Consider the following 1,117-nt stretch of genomic DNA (forward strand, 5'->3'; position numbering starts at 1 on the left):
TGGGTGCTTACCCTTCTTAACTGATTGCCGCACAAGATGCATTTAAGAGGGTTGTAGTTGAAGTTTGTGTCACTCAGAACTTCGCTTGACATGAATTTTTACAATCCTAACTTAGTTTTTAACATTTCGTAAGGGGTTTTTCCAGAATGAGCAGAGTGGGGCCTCTGAAAGTTATAAAAAGCCTCCCACTCTGCAAGCTTGTCATGTAAATCAACATCACCATTATAATCGATTAATTGATAGAACTCTTGTTTGTCAGTGCGATGTGAGCGTTCTACCTTGCCATTGAGCCTTGGCGTTCCTGGTTTAATATAAACATGATCCATACCAAGGTCTTGTACATGCCAATTAAATTTTGCTTGAAACTCACTGCCATTATCGGTACGAATTACTTTAATTCGAAATGGGAATTTATCAACCACATAATTAATAAAATCAATTGCGTTAGCTTGGGTGTGTTTTGAGTAAATTTTTAAAGCACGAATACGTGTCGCATCATCGATTGCTGTATATTGATAACGTTTAATTCTTTTACCATCTTCATCATTAAAAAATAGGAATTTAACATCAACTTGTACATGATGCCCAGGAACTTTTTTCTCATAACGTTTAAACTGAGGCATAGATCGTTTTCTAATGTTCTCAGGAAGACGATTAAGCCTATTTCTTAGTAAAATATAGTAACAACCAGACCGAGAAACTTTGATGTCATGAAACCGCTCCAGATACCATGATATTTTTAAAGGGCCAAAATGATAGGTTGTTCGCAGATAAACAATTTTTTCTTCAATGGCCTTGTCAATTCTTAAGTTTGGGTTTTCAGGGCAGGGCTTATTATTAATTAAGCCCTCTTCACCGTCTTGCTCATAAGCTCTGCGCCATGTATAGAAAGATTCTCTAGAAACACCAAAATAACGGCAAGTCCTTGAAACATTTTTACTTTCTAAAGCATGGTTAAGTACTTTCAATTTTCGTGAAATATCGCGTTTCGCTTTTAAATTCATTAATCTTTACCTCCAAACAGTTAGTAGACTCCAACTGTCAAGCTAGGTTCAGACTTTCACAGTTAAACGCGTAACCTGAGTGATAAATAGATTAATAATACAAAGCTTTAACT

The 1,117-nt window shown here is 35.9% G+C and carries 1 protein-coding gene; it reads right to left on the reverse strand.

Annotated features, from left to right (window positions below; translation table 11 throughout):
- Positions 1 to 98 precede the first annotated feature (98 nt).
- The gene (locus C200_RS12030) at positions 99 to 1,004 is read right to left on the reverse strand and encodes an IS481 family transposase (protein WP_032126790.1); all 906 of its coding nucleotides are present in this window, start codon (positions 1,002 to 1,004) and stop codon (positions 99 to 101) included.
- Positions 1,005 to 1,117 lie beyond the last annotated feature (113 nt).

This window comes from Piscirickettsia salmonis LF-89 = ATCC VR-1361, assembly GCF_000297215.2.
Taxonomy (GTDB): Bacteria; Pseudomonadota; Gammaproteobacteria; order Piscirickettsiales; family Piscirickettsiaceae; genus Piscirickettsia; species Piscirickettsia salmonis.

Bases quoted from the DNA above. Each gene is read 5' to 3' on its own strand.
- C200_RS12030 (WP_032126790.1), bottom strand. From the start codon at position 1,004: ATGAATTTAAAAGCGAAACGCGATATTTCACGAAAATTGAAAGTACTT.